The sequence below is a fragment of the Streptococcus sp. genome, from assembly GCF_019414905.1.
In the GTDB taxonomy this organism is placed as follows: Bacteria; Bacillota; Bacilli; order Lactobacillales; family Streptococcaceae; genus Streptococcus.
In genome coordinates, this window is sequence record NZ_DXLC01000129.1 from 8,199 (window position 1) to 12,663 (window position 4,465).

At 41.6% G+C, this 4,465-nt stretch carries 6 protein-coding genes; 2 read left to right on the forward strand and 4 right to left on the reverse strand.

Translation table 11 applies throughout. The features are described from left to right. Window positions 1-118 precede the first annotated feature (118 nt). Window positions 119-1,324, forward strand: a complete 1,206-nt coding sequence (gene sstT / locus QZ359_RS03910) for a serine/threonine transporter SstT (protein ID WP_293960670.1) — start codon at window positions 119-121, stop codon at window positions 1,322-1,324. 66 nt (window positions 1,325-1,390) lie between these two features. Further along, complete coding sequence (locus tag QZ359_RS03915; protein WP_293960673.1) at window positions 1,391-2,344, forward strand: aromatic acid exporter family protein; 954 nt, start codon at window positions 1,391-1,393, stop codon at window positions 2,342-2,344. Between the two features lie 50 nt (window positions 2,345-2,394). On the opposite strand, the gene QZ359_RS03920 is transcribed toward QZ359_RS03915, so the two are convergent. From QZ359_RS03920 to QZ359_RS03935, 4 genes are all read right to left on the reverse strand, one after another. Beyond that, entirely contained in the window at window positions 2,395-2,619 is a 225-nt protein-coding gene (locus QZ359_RS03920; RefSeq protein WP_000565445.1) for an accessory secretory protein Asp5, read from the reverse strand. Window positions 2,620-2,623: 4 nt separating this feature from the next. After that, window positions 2,624-2,803 carry an accessory secretory system protein Asp4 gene (gene asp4 / locus QZ359_RS03925; protein ID WP_001278707.1) on the reverse strand — a complete coding sequence of 60 codons (180 nt, stop codon included), beginning with the start codon at window positions 2,801-2,803 and terminating at the stop codon, window positions 2,624-2,626. A gap of 1 nt (window position 2,804) precedes the next feature. Next, on the reverse strand, window positions 2,805-4,142 hold the full coding sequence (gene gtfB / locus QZ359_RS03930; RefSeq protein WP_293960684.1) for an accessory Sec system glycosylation chaperone GtfB: 1,338 nt from the start codon (window positions 4,140-4,142) through the stop codon (window positions 2,805-2,807). Further along, window positions 4,135-4,465: glycosyltransferase (locus QZ359_RS03935; RefSeq protein WP_293960687.1), on the reverse strand; the 331-nt coding region annotated here is incomplete at its 5' end. The genes QZ359_RS03935 and gtfB, both read right to left, overlap by 8 nt.

The window sequence follows — 4,465 nt, forward strand, 5'->3', positions numbered from 1 at the left end:
CATAAAGTGTCATTCTCCATAAATATTCAAAAATAATTTCAAAAATAGACAGAAAATTCTTGATTTTAGTTCATATTTATACTATAATCATAAACATTACACAACAAAGGAGATTGTTATGAAAAAATTCATTCATGCTTGGAATAAGGCAAGCCTAATCAAACGAATTTTGATTGGTATGCTTATTGGAGGAACCCTAGGACTGACACTTCCTAACATTTCAGGAATTGGCCTTCTAGGAGATCTCTTTGTTGGTGGCCTCAAAGCCATCGCACCGATTCTGGTTTTTGCCCTCGTTGCCAATGCCCTTTCCCAACATCAAAAGGGGCAAGATAGCAATATGAAAACCGTTATCTTCCTTTACTTGGTGGGAACCTTTGCGGCTGCCCTTATCGCTGTACTAGCAAGTTTCATCGTACCTGTTGAAATTACCCTAAATAGTGCTAATACCGATATTACTCCACCAGATGGGATTGGACAGGTCCTCAGCAACCTCTTGCTCAAACTAGTTGACAATCCAGTCAATGCCCTCATTACTGCCAACTACATCGGTATCCTATCTTGGGCAGTTATTTTCGGGATTGCCATGAGAGAAGCCAGCAAAAACAGTAAAGAATTGCTGAAAACTATGGCTGATGTGACTTCTAAGATTGTCGAATGGATCATCAACCTAGCTCCATTTGGTATCCTTGGTCTTGTCTTCAAAACCATCTCTGATAAGGGAATCGGAAGCCTAGCCAACTACGGAATTTTGCTTGCCCTCTTGGTGACAACTATGTTCTTTGTGGCCTTAGTAGTCAATCCATTGATTGCCTTCCTCTTTATGAAGAGAAACCCTTATCCCCTCGTTTGGAAATGTTTACGTGTCAGTGGTGTGACAGCCTTCTTTACTCGTAGTTCTGCGGCTAACATACCCGTCAACATGAAACTTTGCCACGACCTCGGACTGGATCCAGATACCTATTCTGTTTCTATCCCACTTGGTTCTACTATCAACATGGCCGGGGCAGCGATTACCATTAACGTTTTGACCCTTGCTGCAGTAAATACTCTTGGAATCCCTGTTGACTTTGCGACAGCCTTTGTCCTCAGTGTAGTAGCAGCTATCTCAGCCTGTGGTGCTTCTGGTATTGCGGGAGGTTCCCTCCTTCTTATCCCAGTTGCTTGTAGCCTTTTCGGTATTTCTAACGATATTGCCATGCAAGTTGTCGGTGTTGGATTTGTGATTGGTGTCATCCAAGACTCATGTGAAACAGCCCTTAACTCTTCTACAGATGTCCTCTTTACCGCCGTTGCCGAATACGCAGCAGCCCGTAAAAAATAACTCATAAAGGCAAGCCTCTCGGGTCTTGTCTTTTACGCTTTTATTCTAACTTATTAGGAAATTCTTATGTCTATTAGCCAACGTACTGCCAAGCTCATCTTAGCTACCTGTCTTGCCTGCCTTCTTGCTTATTTTCTCAATCTTTCGTCAGCAGTTTCGGCCGGAATTATCGCTCTCCTGAGCCTATCTGATACGCGTAGAAGTACCTTAAAACTGGCCCGCAATCGGCTCTTTTCCATGCTTCTGGCTCTGGTTATCGGGGTTTTGGTTTTTCACTTGAGCGGATTTCATATCTGGAGCCTTGGCCTCTATCTGGCCCTCTATGTGCCTCTAGCCTACAAGATGGGCTGGGAAATTGGCATCACACCAAGCACGGTTTTGGTTAGCCATCTCTTGGTGCAAGAATCAACCTCACCAGACCTTCTAGTCAATGAATTCCTTCTCTTTGCTATCGGTACAGGATTTGCCTTACTGGTCAATCTCTACATGCCTTCACGAGAAGAGGAAATCCAGCACTACCACACATTGGTAGAAGAAAAATTAAAAGATATTCTCCAGCGCTTTAAATATTATTTATCCAGAGGGGATGGACGTAACCGAGCACAGCTGATAGAAGAATTAGACACTCTTTTGGAAGAAGCCCTCAAACTGGTCTATCTAGATCACTCAGACCACCTCTTTCACCAGACCGACTACCATATCCACTATTTTGAAATGAGACAGCGACAAAGTCGTATCCTGCGAAATATGGCCCAGCAAATCAACACCTGTCACCTAGCTGCCAGTGAGAGCCTGATTTTGGCCCAACTCTTTTCAAAAATTGCAGGGCAACTGAGCCAGACCAATCCTGCTTCTGATTTGCTAGATGAAATTGAACGCTATCTAGAAGTCTTTCGGAACCGCAGTCTACCCAAGACAAGAGAAGAATTTGAAACCCGCGCCACGCTCCTCCAACTCCTACGTGAAGCCAAAACCTTCATCCAAGTAAAAGTTGATTTTTACCAAAAATATGGACAGTAAAAAAGAAAACTTTAGACAAATCACAAAAAGTGAATATCTGAAGTTTTCTTTTATTTATAAGTTATCACCATAAAGGTTAATAGTAAAACGAATAAGGCCAAACTCACCAATAAGGTGAGCACCTTGACCAAGGTGTTGCTCTGCCAGTAGCTTGGTTTACCAATATTACTAGTCGCATCCATTGAAAATAGTTGATTTTGACGGGGTTGTATGGTTACCAGTACAATTAAAGCAAGAGATAGGACAATAGCTAAAACAATCAGTATGTCAATCATAGGCCTACCTCAAAATTCCCAGCAAAGTAAAGAGTAAACCAATCAGAATCATTAAACCCAAGATGAGTGAAAAAGTTTTACTAATCTTTTCCCCTCGGGTTTCTTTTTCTTTCTTGATCGGTTTTTGTTTCAACTCTTCCATACGGCCTTCAACGTCTTTGTAAAATAAATCTTCATCTGACATGTTAGCCTCCTAAAACGGTTTGCATGGTTTCCTGATATCGTACCAAGTCAACATAATTTGCATGTTGGCCTTGCTTTCCAAGTGCCTGACGCATTTGATCAACATCTGAAAGGGCCAGTTTAATGGTCTCAACCAAAGCAGAAACTTCACTACTTTCAAATAGATGATCAGGAGCGATATAGAGTCTATTGTGTACCGTTTGGTTAAATCCAAGAATCAAGAGATTGTGCTCAAAGGCCTGACGCACTGCCTGCAACAACTCATTGCTGTGATTGATATCCAAATAAATATCCGACAGTTGATACAACTCCTGAATCTTCTGTGGACTAGCGTTCTGATAAAGGACCACATTAGGATAGCGAAGCATGTCTAAAAGCTTAGAAGACATCTCTGTCACCGCTGCAATGCGGAAAGTAACATCAGGCAAGGCTTCTACGATTGCTTCTACTTGCTCAATCTGATCGGAATTGGTCAAGATTAAGGCATCTCGTCTTAGGAAATTATCACGTTTAAACTGGTAATGGTAACCCAAGTGCACAAACTGATCATGGTATTTCTCGTCAGTCAACTCTAAAGCGCGCTCATAAGTCGCCTTGTTTGGAATGATAATCTTCTTAGTACGCACAGCATCACTTTCCAAAATCAACTGCATATTACCTGGGATAGAATCATAGAGAGGTTCCTGCCAAACCAAAACATCTGAGCCAGATTTATCTGGATGATGGAAGGAAACCAAGAAAGGAGTCGCTAAGGTATTAAAGATAAGCTGACTTGTATCTATTTCCAAATCTTGCAAAAAGAAGGTAATAAATTCAACCTTATTAGCAAAATAACGAATAGACTGACCAGGTAAAGTCAATAAGATATCACCTGTCACATGGTTTTCAAGCAACACCTCCTGACCATTGACATCTTGGTAAACCGTCATGATCGGATCACTATCAGCACTATAGGTCGTTGTAGCAAAGCAAGCTCCAAAGCGATTATAATGATCAACTTGACGGACTCGACCTTCCAAGTCTTTCCAATCTACCTGTTTAACCAAGCGAGCCTGCATTCCATCAGCATAATGAATGACGGCTCTCTCCTGTGTCATATCTTCAATACGAGCCGACTGATTATTTCCTGAAATTTCCCAAAAAGCTGGAACAGGAACTTGGTTAAAATAAAGGGGTTTTCCCTTTTCATAGCCTAGATAATAAGTAAATGGAGATACCAGACCATCAGGCAGAAAACCATCTGCATCGATGACCACTCCAAGTTGAGAAAGACCGGTAGCCATGAGACTTTCATGTAAATCTCGACTTTCTTGACTGTAACGATCATAAAGTTCAATCATGGAGCACCTCCTCTACTGTTTTCTTCCACTTTTCTAAAATTTCTTTGGTTAAGAAGCCTTCTGCAATTTGATAAGAATGGTCACGCATAGATTCCAAACGATTTTCTTGATACAGTTGACAAATCTTAGCTGCGTAAGCTTGCTTGATTTGGTCTTCTACATGGTCAGATGAACTTGGAATCAAATAACCATTTTGCCCATCTTCTATAAAGGTCTGATTGCCATAAGGCACATCAAAACCAATTAGGGGTAGACCGGAACCAATAGCTTCCATCAAGGTCAAACCAAAGGTCTCCCACTGAGAAGTGGTGAGGTAGGCTTGG

Coding starts and splice junctions, on each gene's coding strand:
- sstT (WP_293960670.1), top strand. CDS start 119: ATGAAAAAATTCATTCATGCTTGGAATAAGGCAAGCCTAATCAAACGA.
- QZ359_RS03915 (WP_293960673.1), top strand. CDS start 1,391: ATGTCTATTAGCCAACGTACTGCCAAGCTCATCTTAGCTACCTGTCTT.
- QZ359_RS03920 (WP_000565445.1), bottom strand. CDS start 2,619: ATGATTGACATACTGATTGTTTTAGCTATTGTCCTATCTCTTGCTTTA.
- asp4 (WP_001278707.1), bottom strand. CDS start 2,803: ATGTCAGATGAAGATTTATTTTACAAAGACGTTGAAGGCCGTATGGAA.
- gtfB (WP_293960684.1), bottom strand. CDS start 4,142: ATGATTGAACTTTATGATCGTTACAGTCAAGAAAGTCGAGATTTACAT.